Source organism: Ruegeria sp. ABV4_181, from assembly GCF_056158465.1.
Map to the genome: position 1 here is coordinate 579,175 of NZ_JBSWTI010000002.1, position 19,440 is coordinate 598,614.

General features: G+C 61.4%; 19 protein-coding genes. 3 read left to right on the plus strand and 16 right to left on the minus strand.

Annotation, left to right across the window (positions count from 1 at the left end):
- Window positions 1-72: 72 nt before the first annotated feature.
- Together ACXAC3_RS02900 and ACXAC3_RS02905 are read right to left on the minus strand one after the other, a co-directional pair.
- The gene (locus ACXAC3_RS02900; RefSeq protein WP_475155988.1) at window positions 73-609 is read right to left on the minus strand and encodes an SRPBCC family protein; all 537 of its coding nucleotides are present in this window, start codon (window positions 607-609) and stop codon (window positions 73-75) included.
- Between the two features lie 102 nt (window positions 610-711).
- Complete coding sequence (locus ACXAC3_RS02905) at window positions 712-1,362, minus strand: carbonic anhydrase (RefSeq protein ID WP_475155994.1); 651 nt, start codon at window positions 1,360-1,362, stop codon at window positions 712-714.
- 142 nt (window positions 1,363-1,504) lie between these two features.
- Between ACXAC3_RS02905 and ACXAC3_RS02910 the strand changes: the two genes are divergently transcribed.
- The 3 genes from ACXAC3_RS02910 (at window position 1,505) to ACXAC3_RS02920 (ending at window position 4,074) form a co-directional block, all read left to right on the plus strand.
- Window positions 1,505-1,894, plus strand: coding sequence for a hypothetical protein (locus tag ACXAC3_RS02910; RefSeq protein ID WP_475155999.1), 390 nt, complete (start codon window positions 1,505-1,507; stop codon window positions 1,892-1,894).
- Between the two features lie 63 nt (window positions 1,895-1,957).
- On the plus strand, window positions 1,958-3,340 hold the full coding sequence (locus ACXAC3_RS02915; protein WP_475156004.1) for a leucyl aminopeptidase family protein: 1,383 nt from the start codon (window positions 1,958-1,960) through the stop codon (window positions 3,338-3,340).
- Entirely contained in the window at window positions 3,337-4,074 is a 738-nt protein-coding gene (locus tag ACXAC3_RS02920; protein WP_475156008.1) for an NlpC/P60 family protein, read from the plus strand. The genes ACXAC3_RS02915 and ACXAC3_RS02920 overlap by 4 nt, the downstream gene beginning before the upstream one ends.
- Here the strand turns inward: ACXAC3_RS02920 and ACXAC3_RS02925 are convergent.
- From ACXAC3_RS02925 to ACXAC3_RS02990, 14 genes are all read right to left on the minus strand, one after another.
- Complete coding sequence (locus tag ACXAC3_RS02925; RefSeq protein WP_475156015.1) at window positions 4,071-4,421, minus strand: DUF2794 domain-containing protein; 351 nt, start codon at window positions 4,419-4,421, stop codon at window positions 4,071-4,073. The two genes, ACXAC3_RS02920 and ACXAC3_RS02925, sit on opposite strands and share 4 nt — an antisense overlap.
- A gap of 76 nt (window positions 4,422-4,497) precedes the next feature.
- Window positions 4,498-6,162 carry an ABC transporter permease gene (locus ACXAC3_RS02930; RefSeq protein WP_475156019.1) on the minus strand — a complete coding sequence of 555 codons (1,665 nt, stop codon included), beginning with the start codon at window positions 6,160-6,162 and terminating at the stop codon, window positions 4,498-4,500.
- 120 nt (window positions 6,163-6,282) lie between these two features.
- Window positions 6,283-7,503 carry a phenylacetate--CoA ligase family protein gene (locus tag ACXAC3_RS02935; protein ID WP_475156023.1) on the minus strand — a complete coding sequence of 407 codons (1,221 nt, stop codon included), beginning with the start codon at window positions 7,501-7,503 and terminating at the stop codon, window positions 6,283-6,285.
- Window positions 7,504-7,522: 19 nt separating this feature from the next.
- The gene (locus tag ACXAC3_RS02940; RefSeq protein ID WP_475156028.1) at window positions 7,523-8,356 is read right to left on the minus strand and encodes an ABC transporter ATP-binding protein; all 834 of its coding nucleotides are present in this window, start codon (window positions 8,354-8,356) and stop codon (window positions 7,523-7,525) included.
- A 2-nt stretch (window positions 8,357-8,358) separates the two neighbouring features.
- Window positions 8,359-9,588 carry a patatin-like phospholipase family protein gene (locus tag ACXAC3_RS02945; RefSeq protein ID WP_475156032.1) on the minus strand — a complete coding sequence of 410 codons (1,230 nt, stop codon included), beginning with the start codon at window positions 9,586-9,588 and terminating at the stop codon, window positions 8,359-8,361.
- 73 nt (window positions 9,589-9,661) lie between these two features.
- Window positions 9,662-10,942, minus strand: a complete 1,281-nt coding sequence (locus tag ACXAC3_RS02950) for an ABC transporter substrate-binding protein (RefSeq protein ID WP_475156035.1) — start codon at window positions 10,940-10,942, stop codon at window positions 9,662-9,664.
- A 73-nt stretch (window positions 10,943-11,015) separates the two neighbouring features.
- Window positions 11,016-12,092 carry a branched-chain amino acid ABC transporter permease gene (locus tag ACXAC3_RS02955; RefSeq protein WP_475156039.1) on the minus strand — a complete coding sequence of 359 codons (1,077 nt, stop codon included), beginning with the start codon at window positions 12,090-12,092 and terminating at the stop codon, window positions 11,016-11,018.
- 3 nt (window positions 12,093-12,095) lie between these two features.
- Window positions 12,096-12,353, minus strand: a complete 258-nt coding sequence (locus tag ACXAC3_RS02960; protein ID WP_475156043.1) for a hypothetical protein — start codon at window positions 12,351-12,353, stop codon at window positions 12,096-12,098.
- Between the two features lie 2 nt (window positions 12,354-12,355).
- On the minus strand, window positions 12,356-13,342 hold the full coding sequence (locus ACXAC3_RS02965; protein WP_475156046.1) for a branched-chain amino acid ABC transporter permease: 987 nt from the start codon (window positions 13,340-13,342) through the stop codon (window positions 12,356-12,358).
- Window positions 13,343-13,371: 29 nt separating this feature from the next.
- Window positions 13,372-14,190 carry an ABC transporter ATP-binding protein gene (locus tag ACXAC3_RS02970; RefSeq protein ID WP_475156049.1) on the minus strand — a complete coding sequence of 273 codons (819 nt, stop codon included), beginning with the start codon at window positions 14,188-14,190 and terminating at the stop codon, window positions 13,372-13,374.
- A gap of 78 nt (window positions 14,191-14,268) precedes the next feature.
- Complete coding sequence (locus ACXAC3_RS02975) at window positions 14,269-16,212, minus strand: AMP-binding protein (protein ID WP_475163339.1); 1,944 nt, start codon at window positions 16,210-16,212, stop codon at window positions 14,269-14,271.
- Between the two features lie 724 nt (window positions 16,213-16,936).
- Window positions 16,937-17,335 carry an 8-oxo-dGTP diphosphatase MutT gene (gene mutT / locus ACXAC3_RS02980; protein WP_475156051.1) on the minus strand — a complete coding sequence of 133 codons (399 nt, stop codon included), beginning with the start codon at window positions 17,333-17,335 and terminating at the stop codon, window positions 16,937-16,939.
- Window positions 17,332-18,558, minus strand: a complete 1,227-nt coding sequence (argJ, locus tag ACXAC3_RS02985) for a bifunctional glutamate N-acetyltransferase/amino-acid acetyltransferase ArgJ (RefSeq protein ID WP_475156055.1) — start codon at window positions 18,556-18,558, stop codon at window positions 17,332-17,334. The genes mutT and argJ overlap by 4 nt, the downstream gene beginning before the upstream one ends.
- Window positions 18,559-18,563: 5 nt before the next feature.
- On the minus strand, window positions 18,564-19,412 hold the full coding sequence (locus ACXAC3_RS02990; protein ID WP_475156058.1) for a peptidylprolyl isomerase: 849 nt from the start codon (window positions 19,410-19,412) through the stop codon (window positions 18,564-18,566).
- Window positions 19,413-19,440 lie beyond the last annotated feature (28 nt).

A 19,440-nucleotide genomic window follows, 5' to 3' on the forward strand; every position in this document is an offset into this window, starting at 1 on the left:
TTCAGGGTCCGTGGCAGCCCGCCCGCCTGCGCGGGTACGGCGGCCGTGCGGGACGGTGGGCAGGCGCGGTGGCTAGCCCTGTCTTTCGACCAGTGTTTTCAGATTGGACAGGCCGCGTTCATAGTCGCCGCCAACCCAGTTATCCATCATCAGGCCCATCCAGCGAGACATCGGGTTCATGCCCAATTGGGTCTCAAACCCCCATGTCACCTGCGTCTGGTCGCCCTGTTGCGCCAGATCGAAGGACGCCTCTGCGGTGCCCATCTGCCCGAAATCCAGCGCGGTCCTGACCACTTGATCGGGGATGCTTTCGATGATTTCCTGCGTGCCCGAGCCAACCTGCGGGTGATCCGAAGTCCAGTTCAGGGTATTGCCCACTCCGGTCTCGGGGCCGCTGTAGGACAGTTTCGTTTCCGGGTCGCGCGACAACCAGGGAGACCACTCCTCGGTCGCCTGCATGGAATTCACATAGGGAAAGACCGCGCTGGCGGGCGCGTCGATGGTAATACTGCGCGAGACTTCGGCCTTGCCGGGCAAAAGGTAGGACACCCCGACCAGAACCAGAATAAGGACAACAAGGGTGACAAAAACACGTTTGATGAATCGCATGGCGCGCTCCTGATCCAAAAGGAATGACGCCATATTAGCAAAAAATGGCGCGAAATCAGAGACCTGATCCGCGCCACATGTTCGAACCGGAAACCGCGTGGCTCAGACGACCACGAATTTCTTTTCGGACGGGTCGTAGCATTGCAGCCCGCCTTCGCCGATATCGGTCCACAACCCATGCAGGCTGAGCGATCCATCCTCGACTGCCGAAGACACAAACGGGAAAGTCATCAGGTTTTCGAGCGAGGCGACCACCGCCTGCCGCTCGAACTGACGCGCCTGTTCGACGCTGTCCTCGATATCCGCGACCAGATCGTATTTGGGCTTGAGAATATCCATCCAGCGGCCGACAAAGCTGTCTTTCGCTTCCAGTTGCGGGGCCTGGCCCTTGCACATGTCGATACAGCCCTGGACGCCGCCGCATTGCGAATGGCCCAGAATGATCAGATGCGCGACCTTCAGCGCGGTGACCGCATATTCGATGGCGGCGCTGGTGCCGTGGTGGTCGCCATCGGGCGCAAAGGGGGGCACAAGGTTGGCAATGTTGCGGTGGATGAAGAAGTCGCCCTGATCCGCACCGAACATCGATGTCACATGCACCCGGCTGTCGCAGCAGGAAATCACCATCGCGCGCGGGCGCTGACCCTCGGTCGCAAGGCGGCGGTACCAGACCTGATTTTCGGAATAGGTGGTGGCTTTCCAGCCGTGATACCGTTTGACCAGATAACCCGGCAGAGGTTTCGCTAAGTCCATACTTGTGTCCATTCTCGTGTTTCCGAGGTCGCTGTAACCCGAATTCAAGGAAAATTCGAGCAATTATCCGAAACCATCGCAAGGTTTTGCAAAGGAATTCACCGTCAGTGTCGGCAACGCTGTGGGGGCGATTAGAACTGGGGTGAATGTGGTGGATAAGATTGTCTCGCTTGAACACAAGGAATCCGTGCGGCTGGATCAGGACCGGCTGAACGGGTTGTACCGTCAACTGGGCGACAAGAACGCGCTGGACGTGCTGTGCCGAACGGTCGAGGAACTGGCCGTGCGACTGTCGAACTGCGAACGGTTCTGGCGTCAGCGCGACGGGGCGGGTTTGCGCAAATGCGCCCGCTCGCTGGTGGCCATATCCGAGCAGATCGGGATGGTGGCGCTGGCGCGGGTGGCCGGGGACGTGGCGCAGTGTGTCGATGCCGGTGACGCGGTGGCGACCGGCGCCACCCTGTCGCGCCTGATCCGCGTCGGTGAAAAATCGCTGACCGTGATCTGGGATCAGCAGGATCTTTCGGTCTGACGGGGCTTGCGGACGGATCGTGGACGGCTAGGCTGGTCGCACGTCTAACCAACCGAGAATTCCATGCCCCTGTCATTTGCTTCCCCGTCCGAGACGTCGCTGTCGCTGCATGTCATCGCGCAACCTGATCTGGACGATTGGCTGAACGATCAGTCGGATGCCGTGGCCGCCTGGGTGCGCGCCAGCGGGTTTACCGGTGCCCTGGGTCAGACCGTGCTGATCCCCGGTCCGGACGGCATGCCGGAACATGCGCTTGCGGGCTATGGCAAAAGCAGCGGCCGCGCGCGCAAGCGGTTTCCGCTGGCCGCAGCGGCTCAGGCCCTGCCCGAAGGCACCTATCACATCGCCTCGGGCCTGCCCCGGGATGCTCTGGAGACCGAATGCCTGGGCTGGTTGCTGACCGGGTATTCCTTTGATCGCTATGCCTCGCAGACGCCGGCCAAGGCCCGCCTGGTGGCGCCCGACGGTGTCGATGCGACCCGGATCGAGGTTCTGGCCAATGCCGAGGCCCTGACCCGTGATCTGGTCAACACCCCCGCATCGGATATGGGGCCGGATCAGTTGCAGGCCGCAGCCGAGGCGCTGGCGCAGGAATTCGGCGCATCCTGCGACGTGATCCGAGGGCAGGCTCTGCTGGATCAGAATTTCCCGCTGATCCATAACGTGGGCCGTGCCGCCGCGCAGGAACCGCGGCTGATACAGATGAGCTGGGGCCATTCCGGTCCGCGGCTGACGCTGGTTGGCAAGGGTGTGTGTTTCGACACTGGCGGGCTGAACCTGAAGCCCGGCAATTCGATGTCCCTGATGAAAAAGGACATGGGCGGTGCAGCCAATGTGCTGGGTCTGGCGCGGATGATCATGGCGCTGAAGCTGCCGGTGCAGCTGAGCGTGCTGATCCCGGCGGTCGAGAATTCGGTGTCCGGCAACGCGTTCCGGCCCGGCGACATCTTGACCTCGCGCAAGGGCCTGACGGTCGAGATCAACAACACCGACGCCGAAGGGCGGCTGGTGCTGGCCGATGCGCTGGCACTGGCGGATGAGGGAAATCCGGATCTGGTGATCTCGATGGCGACGCTGACCGGCGCGGCGCGGGTGGCGCTGGGCCCCGATCTGGCCCCGTTCTATACCGATGATGACGGCGCGGCTGCGGCCTTGGCGCAGGCCGGCGAACAGGCCGCCGATCCGGTCTGGCGGATGCCCTTCCACGAGCCGTACGAGGCGATGATCGAACCCGGCATCGCCGATCTGGACAACGCGCCGTCGGGCGGGTTTGCCGGATCCATCACCGCAGCGCTGTTCCTGCGCCGCTTTGTCGGCGACAGCGCCTATATGCATTTCGATATCTATTCCTGGCAGCCCGGCAAGGCCCCCGGGCGCAGCAATGGCGGTCTGGGTCAGGGGCCGCGCGCCCTTTTGACCGCCCTGCCCGGGATACTGGGCCTGTGACCCGCCAGCGCATCATAAAGCCGGTCGTTGACCTGCTGCGCAGCCCGGATGGCCCGCGCGAGCGGCAACTGCTGTTCGGCGACACGGTTCGCGTCGACGACACGCAGAACGGCTGGGCCCATGTCACCGCGGACAAGGATGGCTATAGCGGCTGGGTCGCGTCCGTCCTGCTGGGGCCGGACAAGCCGGAAACCCATTGGATCGCCGCGCCGGCCACCCATGCCTATGCGCAACCGGATATGAAAAGCCCCGATCTGCTGTCGCTGAGTTTCGGAAGCCGGATACAGGTGCTGTCGGAACAGAACGGGTTTCTGGAAACGGAGCTGGGTTTCATTCCTGCCGTGCACGCCAAGCTCAGCGCCACCCGGCTGACCGATCCGGTAGCCGTGGCCGAGCTGTTTCTGGGCACGCCCTACCTGTGGGGCGGCAACACCCGGTTCGGTCTGGACTGTTCAGGGCTGGTTCAGGCCGGGCTGCTGGCCTGCGGTCTGCCCTGCCCCGGGGACAGCGGCGATCAGGAGCGTGAGCTGGGTCAGGCCCTGCCTGCGGACACAGCGCCGAAACGCGGCGATCTGCTGTTCTGGAATGGCCATGTGGCCTGGGTCTACGGCGACAACATGCTGCTGCACGCCAATGCCTATCACATGGATGTGACCTTCGAGCCTATGGATCAGGCGATTTCACGGATATTGCGTCAGGGCGACGGGCCGGTGACGGCGCATAAACGGCTCTAATCCGGGTTGACGGCCCGGATCAGCTTGCGTTCCAGCACCCGCAGCACGATGCGCAGATCATGCCCCCGTTTCAGAATGCGCCCATCCATGCCGACCACCGAATACATCCCCTGCTTCTGCCGCAGGCGCGGGTGTTTTTCGACCCGATAGATCGGGTGTTCCGCAGTTCGTCGAAAAATGGAAAACACCGCCACGTCGCGCAGATTGGAAATTCCGTAATCGCGCCATTCTCCGGTGGCGACCATCCGGCCATAGACGGACAGGATATGGGACATCTCGCGCCGGTTGAACGCGACGGGCATCTGGGCCGAGTTTGCAGTAAACCGGCTGGGAGGCTGCATGTTCATGGAACAAACCTTGCCGGAAAATGCGTTTGAATCAAGCCCGCTGCAAACGGGTGTGGCATTTTTGAATCGCCGCGCGCTAGCGCCGACCGACCTGACGGCAGATCAGAATCACCGGCAACAGCCCGACGGCAAGGATCACCAGCGATGGAACCGCGGCCCCTTCCAGCCGCTCGTCCGAGGCCAGGCGATAGGCCTGAATCGCCAGCGTATCAAAGTTGAACGGGCGCATGATCAGGGTGGCGGGCAGCTCTTTCATCACGTCGACAAAAACGATCAGCAACGCGGTCAGCAGCGACGGCGTCAGAATCGGCAGATGCACCCGGCGCAGGGTGCCCAGCGGCGTCTGGCCCAAGGATCGCGACGCCGCGTCCATATTGGCGTGCACCGTGCTCTGTCCGCCTTCATAAGCGCTGAGCGCGGCGGCCAGAAAGCGCACCATATAGGCCGCCACCAGCAGCCAGATCGAACCTGTGACCAGCAAACCGGTCGAGATATCGAACGTGTCCCGCATCCAGGCGTCCAGCGCGTTGTCAAAGCTGGCAAAGGGCACCATCAGACCCACGGCAATCACCCCGCCCGGCACTGCATAGCCCAGCCGCGCCAGATATCCCGTGGCCGCCGATCCGCGCCCCGGGCGGAGGCGCTGAAAGAACCCGACGCAGATCGCGGCGCAAACGGTCACAACCGCGGCCACTCCCGCCAGTGTCAGCGAGTTTCGGATGAACCCGATATAGCGCCGCGAAAGCAGGTTCTGTTCTGATTCCATGCCCATCTGAACCAGAATGAAGACCGGCAACAAAAACCCCAGCAGCACCGGCACCGCGCAAAGCGTAAAGGCCATCACCGATTGCCAGCCGGTCAGTTGCGCGGCTGGCAGGGACGCATGGCTTTTCCCCGACTGGTAATATTTCGCCTTGCCCCGCCGCATCCGCTCGGCCACCGCCATGAGCAGCGCAAAGCCCAGCAGGCACAGGGCCAGCTGCGCAGCGGCCGCGCGGTCTCCGATCGAAAACCAGCTGGTGTAGATGCCGGTGGCAAATGTCTGCACGCCGAAATAGGCCACGGTGCCGAAATCGGCGATGGTTTCCATGATCGCCAGCAGAACACCGCCCGCAATGGCCGGACGCGCCATCGGCAGCGAAACGTGCCAGAAGGCCAGCCACGGGCTTTTGCCCAGCGCGCGCGCAGCCAGAAAAGCGGTGGCGCTTTGCTGAAGAAACGCGGCGCGGGCCAGCAGGTAGACATAAGGGTAAAGGACCAGGATCAACATCACCGCCGCCCCCTCGGTCGAGCGGATTTCGGGGAACCAGTAATCGCGCGGGCCCCAGCCGGTCACCTCGCGCAGGGTGGTCTGAACGATGCCGGGGTGATCCAGGATGAACGTGTAGGCATAGGCCAGCACATAGGCGGGAAAGGCCAGCGGCAGCACCAGCGCAATCTCAAGAAAGCGCACGCCGGGGAACCGGGTCATCGTCACCAGCCATGCGGCGCCAACACCGATGGAAAACGTGCCGGCCGCCACCAGCACCACCAGGATCACGGTCGTCACCGCATAGCCGGGCAAAACCGTTTGCAGCAGATGCGTGATCGTATCCGTCCCGCCGGTCACCGCCGCAAGAACAACCGCGACCATCGGCAACAGGCAGGCGGCCGCCACCAGATAGGCCACCGTGCCCACCAGCCGGGTTCCCAACACGCCCCGATTGCGCGTTCCGTGTTCTGAAAATTCGATGTCGGCCATGTTTCCGGTTTGTGGCTGGCAAAGGCACAGGGTTCGCCTTTAATCGACCAAAACGCTAAGAAACACCAGTGGGCAGGGGTACAAATCTGCGGCACATACTGCCGCAGATTTGGTTCAGGATCATTCGTAGACGCGCTGATCCTCGATCACCAGCCCGTCCTTGGGCAGCGATCCGGGGGCGACAACTTCGATCGCGCCTTTCAGTTTCAGCACTTCGACCACGGATCTGGCATAAGCCATGTCATCGCCACCCGGGCTTTCGATCTGAACGGTCATGGTGTCCATTTCGCCCTGCCGGGCGGCAATGACACGAGCTTTGACGATCTCGTCATGTTTGTCGACCAGCGCCGCCACCTGTTCGGGGCGCACGAACATGCCCTTGATCTTGGTGGTCTGGTCGGCCCGGCCCATCCAGCCCTTGATGCGCGCATTGGTGCGGCCACAGGGAGATTGGCCCGGCAGGATGGCCGACAGATCGCCGGTGGCGAACCGGATCAGCGGGTAATCGGGGTTGAGCGTGGTCACCACGACCTCGCCCACTTCGCCGGCGGCAACCGGGGTGCCGGTTCCGGGGGTGACGATCTCGACGATTACATGCTCGTCGATAATCATCCCTTCCATTGCCGGGCTTTCATAAGCGATATTGCCCAGATCCGCAGTGGCATAGCATTGCAGACAGGAAATGCCCCGGTCCGCGTAATCCTGGCGCAGCGACGGGAACAGGGCGCCGCCGCCGACAACCGCGGTTGAGAAATTCAGGGCCACGCCCATCTCGTCGGCCTTGTCCAGGATCACCTTCAGATAATCCGGCGTCCCGGCGTATGAGGTACAGCCCACATCGCGTGCTGCGGTGACCTGCAATTCGGTCTGGCCGGTTCCGGCGGGAAGGACCGCAGCCCCGACGGCGCGCGCGCCACTTTCAAAGATCATGCCCGCCGGGGTCAGGTGATAGCCGAAACAATTGTGCACGATATCGCCCGCTCCGACGCCTGCGGCATGCAGAAACCGCCCCATGCGCCACCAGTCGTGATCGGTGCTGCCGGGTTCGTAAATCGGGCCCGGCGACTGGAACACGTGATGGAACTGGTGCGCCGGTTTGACCGTGAAGCCACCAAACGGCGCACTGGCCGCCTGCGCCTTGGCCAGATCGGACTTGCGCAGAACCGGCAGTTTCGCAAGGTCCGCGGCCGAGGCAATGGTCGCGGTGTCGACATCCGCCAAGTGTCTGGCAAACCCCGGCGCGGTCCTGGCCCGCTCGATCTGAGTGCGCAGGGCTTTGGCCTGATCAGCGGTGCGCTGATCGGCGGAACGGGTTTCGAGCGTATCGTAGAATTTCGTCATCACCAGATCCTCCATCCGCTTACAGCCACCTCTTGCGGCGGCGGTACGAGCGCACATCGCGAAAGTTTTTGCGGCCTTCGTCGGACATGCCCAGATAGAACTCCTTCACGTCGGGATTTTCCCGCAGATCGGCTGCCGGGCCGTCCATCACCACGCGGCCCGATTCCAGAATATAGCCGTAATGTGCGAACCTTAGAGCCACATTAGTGTTTTGCTCTGCCAGCAGGAAAGACACGCCCTCTTTCTCGTTGAGGTCCTTCACGATGCCGAAAATCTCTTCGACCAGCTGCGGTGCCAGCCCCATCGAGGGTTCGTCCAGCAGGATGGTTTCGGGTCGCGACATCAGCGCCCGGCCCATCGCAACCATCTGCTGCTCACCACCCGAAGTATAGCCTGCCTGCGACCGGCGGCGTTCCTTGAGACGGGGGAAATAGGTATAGACCAGGTCCAAGTCCTGCTGGATCGCCGCCTTGCCGTCTTTGCGGGTATAGGCCCCGGTCAGCAGGTTTTCCTCGACGGTCAGATGTTCGAAACAGTGGCGGCCCTCCATCACCTGGATAACGCCTTTTTCCACCAGATCGGCCGGGTCGCTTTCATGCACGCTGGTCCCGCGATATTCGATCGTCCCTTTGGTGACCTCGCCCCGTTCGGAATGCAGCAGGTTCGACACGGCCTTGAGGGTCGTGGTCTTGCCCGCGCCATTGCCGCCAAGCAAAGCGGTGATACCGCCCTTGGGTACAGTCAGGCTGACACCTTTCAGAACAAGGATCACGTGGTTGTAGATCACCTCGATATTGTTGACCTCAAGCAGGGTTTCGGCCTGTACATCTGTGGTCTGTGCCGCATCCAGCATTGTCAGCTCCCGTAGATTTCGTTGATCTTTTGCTCCAGCTCATCCGCGCGCAGCCACGGGATGGGTTGGGAGCTGGTCATCTTCTGCCCCGCGTCGAACAGCGCCCGGGTAATGCAGGCGTCAAACAACGGTTCGGGGGATTTGCAGGTCCCCGGATCAAGTTCCGGCGCGACCAGTGCCCTGAACGTCCAGGACTGGTTCCGGCGCACAACGCGGAGGGTCCGGTCAATCGACTCGCGGAATCCCTGATCCGTGACCAGTTGGAAGTTTCGCCCGGCCAGCGGGATGATCCCGGTTTTCTGTTTCTGCTCCGCAACGACAAGGTCGCCATTGACCAGCAGGGTCACGCGGACGTCAAACCGCTGACCTGTGCGCCGGGTGGCCAGCCGCTGACCTTCGGCCAGCCCTTCCAGAAACACGTGCTGGCGCACGCCCGCATCCGCGTAAAGCGCGCCATTGATGCGCCGGGGCGGAAACAGAACGGGGATTGCCGAACTGGCCAGAACCGCCTCGGCCATACAATCTTTCCGGGTGGCATCGTCATCCGGGGTGGTGGCCAGGTAGTGGCCGATATCCATGATGTCGAACCGCCCGGTATCCAGGTTTACCGCGCCGACAACGACGCTGTTGACTGCTTGCCCGGTCTGGGCAGGGTCCGCCCGTTGCGCGATGCGCTCCAGCAGGGGTTTGTCGATCTCACCCGCGACCAGCTTCTTCAGCTTCTTCGTATCGTAGACTGAGCTGGAAAACGGAACCGCCAGCAGCGGGTTCTGGGTAAGGATGTCATCCGAATTGATGTCAGTATTGGATTGCAGGCGTTCGTCAAACTCCGATCCGGCAAAGGCCAGCGGCGTGATCAGCGCGCCCGCGCTGGCGCCGGTCACGATGTTGAACGCGGGCCGCCCGTTTCCCGTCCAGCCGTCCAGCGCGCCGGACGAAAAAGCGCCGTACTGACCGCCGGTTGTCATCGCCAGAATTTCAACCGGGATACCGCGCCCGTCGTGGGCCAGATTGGCCCGCTGACCGGCCTGTCCCTCGAACAGGCGCGAGAATAATTCCGTGGTTGCATCCACATCGGATGCAGAACCGCTGCGGGTGACGGATTTCGCCGGATCAAAGTCGCGGACCAGACCGGTACAGACCGGGCCGTCGATCCTTGGCTCGCCACAAGCGGCGAGGCCCAGGAAGGCGCCCAGCAGTATCCCTGTCTTTGTCCGGAACAAGTCCAGCATCAACGCGTCCTTTCCTCAGCGTCAGGGTCGGGGCGGCGGTCGGCCGCCGCCCCGGTGGTTCACATGCGCCGGATCAGCAGCGCGACTCGATGTTGTTTTCCGCGGCATAAGCGGCGGAGTCTTCGTTGATCAGCGCCCCGATCACGTCGCCATCGGTCGGTTTGAAGTCCGAGATCAGCGACCATGTCTTGTTCGCGGCATCCCACTGGGTCACACCGACCAGCGCGTCACCGCCGTGGTTGGCGCATGAAACCGAGAAGGTCGGGCCAAAGTTCGGCAGACCCAGATCAGCCATCTTCGCCTCGGTCATTTCCAGTGCTTCCATGCCGTTGCGCATGTCTGCGGGGGTAATTTCGGCATTGCCGGAAATTTCCTGCGCTTTCTTGATCGCTTCGGCGGCCAGCACCGCGGCATACAGCCCGCGGTTATACAGAACCGTACCGACCTGATCCCCTGCGCCGGCGGCCTTGCCCGCATCGACAACATGCGTTTGCAGATCGTCGAAGACCGGGAAATCCGTGCCCACATTGTGGAAGGTCAGCGCCTTGTAGCCATTTGCGGCCTCACCCGCCGGCAGCACGTCGTTTTCCGAGCCCGACCACCAGATGCCGATGAAGTTTTCCATCGGGAAGCGGATGTTGGCGGCTTCCTGTACGGCGACCTGGTTCATCACGCCCCAGCCCCACATCAGCACATAGTCGGGACGGTCCCGGCGGATCTGCAGCCATTGCGATTTCTGCTCTTGTCCGGGGTGATCAACCGGCAGCGCGACCAGTTCGAAACCGTGCTTCTTGGACAGTTCTTCAAGCGTCCGGATCGGTTCCTTGCCATAGGCCGAGTTGTGATAGACCAGCGCAATCTTCTTGCCGCTCAGATCGCCGCCGTTTTCCTCAAGCAGATAGTTGACCGCGCCCGAGGCCCCGTCCCAGTAGTTGGCCGGATAGTTGAAGGTATGGCTGAACACATCGCCGTTCTTGGCCGAGGTGCGGCCGTAACCCATCGTGTGCAGCGGAATGTCGTCCGCGGTCACTTTCGGGATCAGCTGATAGGTGATTCCGGTCGACAGCGGCTGATACACCAGCGCGCCTTCGCCCTTGGTGGATTCATAACATTCCACACCTTTCTCGGTGTTATAGCCCGTTTCGCATTCGACCACGCGAATAGGAACACCGCCGATGCCGCCGTCGCGCTCGTTCAGCAGGGTGAAATAGTCGTTATACCCGTCCGAGAACGGAATGCCGCCCGCCGCATAGGGTCCGGTGCGATAGCTCAGATCGGGGATCACAAGATCCGCCAGCGCCGGCCCTGCGGCCATCAGGGCGCTCAGCGCCACGGTTGCCAGTCTAAATTTCATCGGGTGTCTCCTCCCTTGGTTAGTCCGATGTTGCATTCGGGCTTTGCACCCGTTTTGTGATTGGGCCGGTCGCTTAGTGCGGGAACGGCCAGAGTTTGAGTTTCTCCTTGGCCACGCGCCACAGCTGCGCCAGCCCGTGCGGTTCAAGGACAAGGAACAGGATGATCAGCGCGCCGACGATCACCAGCTGCAGATGCGCCACAATATCGGTGGGCCAGCCCAGCATGTCGGCGCCGACCACCTTCAGAACGACAGGCAGCAGCACCAGAAAGGCCGCGCCCGCGAAAGATCCGAATATGGACCCCAGCCCGCCGATGATGATCATGAACAGCACCAGGAACGATTTCTGGATGCCGAACACTTCGCCAACCTCGACCGCGCCCAGATAGACCGCGAAGAACAGCGCGCCCGATATGCCGACAAAGAAGGAACTGACGGCAAAGGCGGTCAGTTTCGCCTTCAGCGGGTTCACCCCGATGATCTCGGCGGCGATATCCATGTCGCGGATCGCCATCCAGGTCCGACCGGTGGTGCCGCGCGTCAGATTGCGCGCGACGATGGCGCAGATGGTCAGGAAGATCAGGCAGAACAGATAGGTGGCCCAGGCCGGTGCATTCGGGCCGGTGATGATGATGCCGAACACGTCGCGTTCGGGCGCGTTGATCTGGCCCGAGGCCGAATAGTTGTAAAACCACGGCACCCGGTTGAACAGCCACACAAGGAAGAACTGCGCCGCCAGTGTTGCCACCGCCAGATAGAATCCCTTGATCCGCAGGCTGGGCAGGCCGAACAAAACACCCACAATGGCGGTGATTCCGCCCGCCAGGATGACGTGGACGAACATGCTGACATCCGGAAAAGCGGTCATCAGCTTGTAACAGGCATAAGCCCCCACCGCCATGAACCCGCCGGTGCCCAGCGAAACCTGCCCGCAATAGCCCACCAGAATGTTCAGCCCGATCGCCGCGATGGCATAGATCAGGAACGGCAGCAGCAGCGCATTGGCCCAGTAATCATTGATGATGAACGGGATGATCCCGAACGCCACCGCCAGCACGACATAATACCGGTACCGGTCGAATTTGATCGGGAAGGTCTGGCTGTCATCCACGTAGGAGACTTTGAAATCTCCGGCCTCACGATAGAACATGTCTTACTTTCCCCATTCTTCCTGCGCCCGGTTCCGGGCCTCGGCGTCCAGTTGGTTTGAGCCTTTGGCGTACCCGCTCGCCTCAGAGGAGCGCACCAGTTTCATGTAGGCCAGAATGCCCATGACCAGCCCGGCAAAGGCCAGGATCGCAGCAATGACCAGCTGGCCGCTGGTCAGATCGTCCGACGTCAGGGCGATATAGCCAAAAGCCCAGAACCCGGCCCATGCGATCACGTTGATGATGGCGAGCAGCTTGGTCATGCCTAAACCCTCTCGATGATCTTCTCGCCGAACAGGCCTTGCGGACGGAACACCAGGAAAATCAAGGCCAGCACATAGGCGAACCAGTTCTCGGTCGCGCCGCCGACCAGCGGGCCAATGGCGAACTCAAACAGTTTCTCACCCACACCGATGATCAGCCCGCCAACGATGGCGCCGGGGATCGAGGTAAACCCGCCCAGCATCAGCACCGGCAGCGCCTTGAGCGCGATCAGCGACAGCGAGAACTGCACGCCCGATTTGGTGCCCCACATGATGCCCGCAACCAGCGCCACGAACCCGGCCACCGACCAGACCATGATCCAGATGAAGTTCAGCGAAATCCCCACCGACAGCGCCGCCTGATGGTCATCCGCCACCGCACGCATAGCGCGGCCCTGCTTGGTGTACTGGCTGAACGCCACCAGCGCCGCCACCAGCAGCGCCGCAATCACGGTCGCCACGATATCCAGATTGTCGATGAAGAAGCCGTAGCCGAAGATGTTGAACGTGCTCTCGTCAATCCACAGGTTGATGCCCTGCGGCAGACCCACATCCAGCGTCTTGATCTCGGACCCCCACATCAGGTCAGCCACGCCCTCAAGGAAATAGGCCAGACCGATGGTCGCCATGAAAAGAATGATCGGCTCCTGCCCGACCAGATGGCGCATGACAAAGCGCTGCACCGCCCAGGCCAGCAGAACCATCACTCCCATGGTCAGGACAATTGCCAGCAGCGCGGGCACGTTCCAGCCGAAATAGTGGATATGCGTCCCGAATGTCGCGTTGATCACATGCGCAAACGGCACCTGACCGTTCATGATCCCAACCAGCGTCATGGCGGCAAACAGGGCCATAACCCCTTGCGCATAATTGAAAATCCCCGACGCCTTGTAGATCAGCACAAAGCCCAGAGCGACCAGAGCGTAAAGCACCCCGGCCATCAGGCCGTTAAGGATGACCTCCATCGCGAAAATCAACTGATCAGGCATGTGCGCCCCCTCTCATGTCCGTCAGATGGTCAGTCATGGCTGACCCCCAGATAGGCGTCGATGACTTCCTGATTGCTGCGCACCTCATCGGGCGTGCCGTCACCGATCTTCTTGCCGTAATCCATCACCACCACGCGGTCGCTCAGGTCCATCACCACGCCCATATCGTGTTCGATCAGCGCGATGGTGGTGCCAAACTCGTCATTCACATCGAGGATAAAGCGGCTCATGTCCTCTTTCTCTTCGACATTCATTCCGGCCATCGGCTCGTCCAGCAGCAGGAGTTTGGGTTCCGCCGCCAGCGCACGCGCCAGTTCCACGCGCTTTTTCAGCCCGTAGGGCAGGCGGGACACCGGCGTCTTGCGGATGTGCTGGATTTCCAGAAAGTCGATGATCTTTTCCACCGCTTCGCGGTTCTTGACTTCTTCGGCCTCGGCCTTGCCCTTCCACAGCGCCTGCTGAAAGATGTTGGTCTGCATGAAATTCAGCCGACCGGTCATCACGTTGTCGAGCACGCTCATACCTTCGAACAGGGCGATGTTCTGGAAGGTCCGCGCGATTCCCTGCTGCGCCACCTCAAAGGGGCGCATGGGCGGGCGCTTTGACCCATGAAACCAGACCTCGCCCTCTTGCGGCACATAAAAGCCCGAGATCACGTTCAGCATCGAGGATTTGCCCGCCCCGTTCGGCCCGATGATCGCCCGAATCTCACCCTCGCGAATGTCGAACGAGATATCCTTGATCGCCACCACACCGCCAAAGCGCAGGGTGATGTTCTTCATCTCCATCACCACGCCGCCGATCTTGCGGCCATCTTCGGTGACATATCCTTCGGAATTATCCAGCATCAGTCGCTCCCTGACTTTCGCAAAAACGGGACGGCGGGCGGGGCGACGACCGCAGGTCGAGTGGCGCTCGAACGGCCCTCATTCCGCCGCAACCTTGTGCTGGGCCGCGGCCACAACCGGCGCATCCACAATCTCCAGTGTCGCGCTGATCGAACCCTTGCGGCCGTCCTCATAGGTCACTTCGGTGGTGGTCGACACACTCTCGGACCCGTCGTAAAGCGCGGCGATGATGTCGTGGAATTTCTCTTCGACAAACCCGCGCCGCACCTTGCGTGTACGGGTCATCTCACCGTCATCCGCGTCCAGCTCCTTGTGCAGGACCACAAAGCGGTGCACCTGACAGCCCGACAGCATCTCGTCGGCAGCGACCGACTTGTTCACCGCTTCCACATGGCCACGAATCGTCTCTAACACACGCGGATGGCCCGCCAGTTCCTGGTAGGATGCGTAGGCTACATTGTTACGTTCGGCCCAGTTTCCGACTGCCGTCAGGTCGATATTGATGAAAGCGACACAGCGGTCCTTGCCGTTTCCGAACAGCACGACCTCAAGGATGTCGGGGTAGAACTTCAGCTTGTTTTCGACATATTTCGGCGCGAACATCGAACCGTCGGCCATTTTGCCCACGTCCTTGGCGCGGTCGATGATCCGCAGATGGCCCGAGCTTTCCTCGATGAACCCGGCGTCACCAGTGGCCACCCAGCCCTCGGCATCCTTGGTCGAGGCGGTGGAGTCCGGGTTGTTGTAATATTCGACGAACACACCGGGCGAGCGATAGTGGATCTCACCCTTGTCGTCGATCTTCAGCTCGACATCCGGGGCGGGCACGCCAACCGTATCGGCGCGCACCTCGCCATCCGGCTGCACGGTGATGAACACGGTTGCTTCAGTCTGGCCGTAAAGCTGCTTCAGATTGATGCCCAGCGAGCGATAGAAGTCGAAAATCTCCGGCCCGATCGCCTCACCCGCCGTATAACCGACGCGGAAGCGGCCGTAGCCCAGCGTATCCTTGAGCGGCCCGTAGACGAGCAGATTGCCCAGCGCGTATTTCAGGCGGTCGCCAAAGCCCACCGGCTTGCCGTCCAGCAGCAGGCCGCCGACCTTTTTCGCATGCGCCATGAAATGGTGGAACATGCGCTGCTTCAGCTTGCCCGCATCCTCCATCCGGATCATCACGTTGGTCAGCTGGGTTTCGAACACGCGCGGCGGGGCGAAGAAATAGGTCGGCCCGATCTCACGCAGGTCAGTCATCATCGTGTCGGCGCTTTCGGGGCAGTTCACGCAGAAGCCGCACCAATAGGCCTGACCGATGGAAAAGATGAAATCGCCCACCCAGGCCATCGGCAGGTAAGACAGAATGTCTTCGTTCTGGCTCAGATGATCGAACTCGGCCGAGTTCTTGGCGCTTTCGATCACGTTGCGGTTCGACAGCACCACGCCTTTGGGCTTTCCGGTCGTGCCCGAGGTATAGAGCATCACGCAGGTATCGTCATAGGTGATCGCCGCGATGCGTTTATCCAGCTCCGCATCGAACCGCGCGTGACCGGCGCTGCCTTCCGCCATGAGGTCTTCCAGCGCGTTCATCTGGCTGTGGTCGTATTTCCGCATCCCGCGCTTGTCGGTATAGAGAATGTGCTTGACCTGATGCAGGTTTTCCTGAATCTCGATGACCTTATCGACCTGCTCCTGATCGCCGCAGACGACGTATTTCGCGCCGCAATGCTCCAGCACATAGGCCATCTCTTCGGCCACCGAATCCTGATAGAGTGGCACGGGCACCGCGCCCACCATCTGGGCGGCCACCATCGACCAGTAATGCGCCGGGCGGTTGCGGCCTATGACGGCGACATGATCGCCCTTTTCCACCCCAAGCTCCAGAAACCCCAGCGCAATAGCGCGGACTTCGCGGGCGGTTTCCGCCCAGCTCCAGCACTGCCAGATTCCGAATTCCTTTTCCCGGTAGGCCGGGGCATTCCCGAACTGCGTCGCATTACGGTTTAGAAGCGCCGGAAGGGAGTGCATCCCCGCCGCGCCCGACTGCGTCTGAGCCAATCTCTTTCTCCTCCCCACCCGGCCCCTCCTCCGGGCCGGAAATGGCGGGTTCGGGATCGCCCCCGAACGCCAATGCCCCGATAGGGACAGGCGGAAAGATCAACGTCAAGTTTTGCCTGATGTTTTCTCAATTCTTACGAATTGTAACAGCCTCTGGTGCGTGGAAATCTGTACCCTGGCTTGATCACCTGTTTCGGCAACAGGAACGGCAGAAAGGGCATTAGAAAATCAGGTACAGATGGAAGTCGCCCGCGACAAATGCCGCCAATGCAACCACAAATGCTGAAGCGTAATGAGTAAGGTTCCTTTGTGGCTTTTTGGGCTTCATGCTCCACGTAGACCACTTTTCATGCATGTCCTTGTCAGCCGAGCTTACATCGCCATTCATCATAGTAACCCCATTTGGATTGCAGCCGTTCAGCTGAGTAAAATGTACCCGGCCCGATCCCCTGAAGGACGAAAGTGACAGCTACAGGTCGAAACATTTACGTTTTCCGCTCTGCCAGAGCAGAAAAGAGTTTGCACAATTGGTATTGAACGAAAGGAAAATGGCTTGTTCACTTGCTGTTCACAATTGCCAGCCAAGGGGCAACAATAGCTACAGGTACGGTTTGTGATCACCTTAGACAGCGCCCTGGTCGATGATCAGGGCCCGCAAACACACGCACCGCGCCTTCAGGTTCAGAATTAGTTTCTACAACCAATCCCGCAGGATCGGGATCAGCGGCATATCTGCCGCAGGCATCGGATAGTTGCGCAGTTCGTTCGCGCGGGCCCATTTCAGGGCCTGCCCTTCTTTCGACTGCGGGATGCCCTCCCATTTGCGGCAGGCAAAGAGCGGCATCAGCAAGTGGAAATCGTCATAGCTGTGGCTGGCAAAGGTCAGCGGCGCAAGGCACGAGGCCCAGGTGTCGATGCCCAACTCCTCATGCAATTCGCGGATCAGCGCCGCCTCGGGCGTTTCGCCGGGCTCGATCTTGCCGCCGGGAAACTCCCACAGACCGGCCATGGATTTACCCTCCGGGCGTTGCGCCAGCAGCACCCGGCCCTCGATGTCGATCAGGGCAACGGCAGAGACAAGTACAGTCTTCACGAGCGATAATCCGCATTGATCTCGATATAGCCGTGGGTCAGATCACAGGTCCAGACGGTGGACTGCCCCGCACCCAGCCCCAGATCAACGGTGATCACCAGATCCTGACCTTTCATGTAGGCGGCGGCGTCTTCTTCGCGGTACTCGGGACTGACCCAGCCTTTCTCGGCCACCAGAATATCGCCGAACGAAATGCTCAGCAGATCACGGTCCGCAGCTGCGCCCGATTTGCCGATGGCCATGACAACGCGGCCCCAGTTCGGGTCCTCGCCCGCGATGGCGGTTTTCACCAGCGGAGAGTTCGCAATGGCCAGACCATGCACCTTGGCGTCGGCGTCCGAGGCGGCCCCGGTCACGCGGATTTCCACAAATTTCGTCGCCCCCTCGCCGTCGCGCACCACCTGTTGCGCAAGGTCCAGCATCACCGATTCCAGCGCCTTGGCAAAAGCCGCGTTGCCCGTGGCATCAACGCCCGAGGCCCCGGTTGCACACAGCAGCAGGCTGTCCGAGGTCGAGGTGTCGCTGTCCACGGTGATGCAGTTAAACGTCCGGTCGGTCTGCGCGCTTAACATGGATTGCAGCGCCGATTGCTCGACCTGCGCGTCGGTGAAGATGTAAACCAACATCGTCGCCATATCGGGCGCGATCATGCCGGACCCTTTCGCAATCCCCGCAACAGAGACTGTTTTGCCGTCAATCTCGACCTGTGTGCCGGCACCTTTCGGGAAGGTATCTGTGGTCATGATCGCCCGCGCCGCGTCCTCGACCGCGTGTCGGCTGAGCCCGGATTTCAGCGTTTCAAGCTGCGTCACGATACGGTCATGGGGCAGCGGCTCACCGATCACGCCGGTCGATGAGGTAAAGACCCGCTCGACCGGAACGCCGGTGGCGTTCGACACGGCCTGCGTCACCTCCGCCACCGAGGTCTGACCGTAATGCCCGGTAAACGCATTGGCGTTGCCGGAATTCACCAGGATTGCCGCCGGCCCATCCGAAGGCCCGCCGATCTTGTCCTGACAGTCCAGAACCGGGGCCGCGCGGGTGGCGGACCGGGTGAACACACCGGCCACCGAGGTGCCCGGATCGAGCACCGCCAGCATGACATCCGTCCGGTCCTGATAGCGCACGCCCGCCGCGACGGTGGCGAAGCGCACCCCGTCGATTGCAGGAAGATCGGGAAACGCCGCCGGGGCCAGCGGGGATACCTTGGTGATCGTGGCCACGGGGTTTACTCCTGAATCAGATCCAGCTGACGGATGATATCCGGTGTGACACCTTCAAGCGCCGGGCGGTCGATCTGCGCCTGCTGCGTCAGCGCGTCGATCCGGGCCTGAACGGCCTCTTGCTGCAACGTCTGGGCCAGTTCGCCGCGCACCACATCCAGCGCCGGCGCTTCGCTTTTGCGCTTGTCGTTCAACAGGATGACATGCCAGCCAAACTGCGTCTGCACCGGGTCCGAGACCTGATCCTTTTCCAGCCCGACAACGGCGGCCTCGAACTCGGGCACCATGCGGCCCGGACCGAACCAGCCCAGCGAACCGCCATTGGGACCGGACGGGCCGGTGGATTTCTCGCGGGCCAGTTCCGCGAAATCGGCACCATCGTCCAGTTGCGCCTTGATCGCCTGCGCCTCGTCCTCGGTCTCGACCAGGATATGGCTGGCGTTGAACTCATCCTCACCCTGAAAATCGCTGAACTGCGCGTCATAGGCGGCCTGGATCGCCTCGTCGGTGACGTTCTCCTCAACCAGCGCATTCACTGTCTGAACCGCCCGCAGCGAGCGTGTCTCGTTTTCCAGTGCCAGCGTATTCAGAGTGCTCAGCGCCTCCTGCTCCTGGCTCAGAAGCTGTTGCTGGATCAGCTGATCGACGATCAGCCCGTACAGAACGTCATCTTCGATCTGCTGAAACTGCTGCGGCAGCGTTGCCGTGGTGGCGATAACGTGACCCAGTGTGATCTCATCACCGTTGACGCGGGCGACCACGGTGCCGGCGTCGGGTTTGGTTTCGGCGGCCAGCGGCAGAGCCATCACGGCAGCAAGCGCCAGCGATGGCAGAAAAGTGAGGCCTTTGGGCATGGAATCATCCTATTTCTTTGCCGCGACG

Excerpts from the sequence above, each read along its gene's own strand:
- ACXAC3_RS02900 (WP_475155988.1), bottom strand. The coding sequence starts at position 609 with ATGCGATTCATCAAACGTGTTTTTGTCACCCTTGTTGTCCTTATTCTG.
- ACXAC3_RS02905 (WP_475155994.1), bottom strand. The coding sequence starts at position 1,362 with ATGGACTTAGCGAAACCTCTGCCGGGTTATCTGGTCAAACGGTATCAC.
- ACXAC3_RS02915 (WP_475156004.1), top strand. The coding sequence starts at position 1,958 with ATGCCCCTGTCATTTGCTTCCCCGTCCGAGACGTCGCTGTCGCTGCAT.
- ACXAC3_RS02925 (WP_475156015.1), bottom strand. The coding sequence starts at position 4,421 with ATGAACATGCAGCCTCCCAGCCGGTTTACTGCAAACTCGGCCCAGATG.
- ACXAC3_RS02930 (WP_475156019.1), bottom strand. The coding sequence starts at position 6,162 with ATGGCCGACATCGAATTTTCAGAACACGGAACGCGCAATCGGGGCGTG.
- ACXAC3_RS02935 (WP_475156023.1), bottom strand. The coding sequence starts at position 7,503 with ATGACGAAATTCTACGATACGCTCGAAACCCGTTCCGCCGATCAGCGC.
- ACXAC3_RS02940 (WP_475156028.1), bottom strand. The coding sequence starts at position 8,356 with ATGCTGGATGCGGCACAGACCACAGATGTACAGGCCGAAACCCTGCTT.
- ACXAC3_RS02945 (WP_475156032.1), bottom strand. The coding sequence starts at position 9,588 with ATGCTGGACTTGTTCCGGACAAAGACAGGGATACTGCTGGGCGCCTTC.
- ACXAC3_RS02950 (WP_475156035.1), bottom strand. The coding sequence starts at position 10,942 with ATGAAATTTAGACTGGCAACCGTGGCGCTGAGCGCCCTGATGGCCGCA.
- ACXAC3_RS02955 (WP_475156039.1), bottom strand. The coding sequence starts at position 12,092 with ATGTTCTATCGTGAGGCCGGAGATTTCAAAGTCTCCTACGTGGATGAC.
- ACXAC3_RS02960 (WP_475156043.1), bottom strand. The coding sequence starts at position 12,353 with ATGACCAAGCTGCTCGCCATCATCAACGTGATCGCATGGGCCGGGTTC.
- ACXAC3_RS02965 (WP_475156046.1), bottom strand. The coding sequence starts at position 13,342 with ATGCCTGATCAGTTGATTTTCGCGATGGAGGTCATCCTTAACGGCCTG.
- ACXAC3_RS02970 (WP_475156049.1), bottom strand. The coding sequence starts at position 14,190 with ATGCTGGATAATTCCGAAGGATATGTCACCGAAGATGGCCGCAAGATC.
- ACXAC3_RS02975 (WP_475163339.1), bottom strand. The coding sequence starts at position 16,212 with ATGCACTCCCTTCCGGCGCTTCTAAACCGTAATGCGACGCAGTTCGGG.
- ACXAC3_RS02990 (WP_475156058.1), bottom strand. The coding sequence starts at position 19,412 with ATGCCCAAAGGCCTCACTTTTCTGCCATCGCTGGCGCTTGCTGCCGTG.